This window comes from Pseudoalteromonas sp. TB25 (genome assembly GCF_000497995.1).
In the GTDB taxonomy this organism is placed as follows: domain Bacteria; phylum Pseudomonadota; class Gammaproteobacteria; order Enterobacterales; family Alteromonadaceae; genus Pseudoalteromonas; species Pseudoalteromonas distincta.
Map to the genome: position 1 here is coordinate 1 of NZ_AUTI01000065.1, position 952 is coordinate 952.

2 protein-coding genes are annotated in these 952 nt (G+C 43.6%); both read left to right on the top strand.

From position 1 onward, the window contains the following. Positions 1–632 (top strand): acyl-CoA dehydrogenase family protein (locus tag L652_RS0101250; RefSeq protein WP_024595321.1); only part of this gene is annotated, 632 nt, incomplete at its 5' end. 10 nt (positions 633–642) lie between these two features. Further along, positions 643–952 (top strand): enoyl-CoA hydratase-related protein (locus L652_RS0101255; protein ID WP_024595320.1); only part of this gene is annotated, 310 nt, incomplete at its 3' end.

The following is a 952-nucleotide window of genomic DNA, read 5'->3' on the forward strand; positions in this document are numbered from 1 at the left end:
CTGCGGGTATTTCGGCATTTGTAGTCCCGGCCGACGCAAAAGGCGTTGAATATGGCAAAGCTGAAGAAAAAATGGGTTGGAACGCACAACCTACACGCTTAATTAGCTTTGAAGATGTGCGCATTCCTGCGCATAACTTGTTAGGCGCAGAGGGAGAAGGCTTTAAATTTGCGATGCAAGGCCTTGATGGCGGTCGAATTAACATTGCCACATGTTCAATTGGTACAGCGCAAGCGGCGCTTAATACCGCCCGTGAATATTTAAAAGAACGCACGCAATTTGGTAAACCATTGGCTGCGTTTCAGGCTTTGCAATTTAAAATTGCCGATATGAACACCGAGCTTGTAGCTGCGCGCCAAATGGTAAGGCTTGCTGCATTTAAACTTGATAATAACGACGTTGAAAAAACCACTTACTGCGCCATGGCTAAACGTTTTGCTACCGATGTTGGCTTTACCGTATGTAACGACGCACTGCAAATTCATGGTGGTTACGGTTACATAAAAGAATACCCGCTTGAGCGCCATGTACGTGATGTACGCGTTCATCAAATTTTAGAAGGCACTAACGAAATTATGCGTGTGATTATAGCGCGCCGTATTTTGGCTGAGTCTGCAAGCGACGTTTTATAAGGAGCAATGTATGTCAGAATCTAAATCTAATCCGAGTATTGAACTTACAACCGAAGGTCATGTTGCTATTTTAACGATGTCTAACCCGCCAGCAAACACCTGGACAAAAGACACCTTAGTTGACTTAAAAAATACCGTTAACGAGCTAAACAATAATAAAAATATTTATGCCTTAGTACTTACTGGCGAAGGCGAGAAGTTTTTTAGCGCCGGTGCCGATTTAAACGTATTTGCAGGTGGCGATAAAGGTATAGCTGCTGATATGTCGTGTGTATTTGGTGAAGCGTTTGAAGCGCTTACTAATTTTAGAGGCGTGTCGG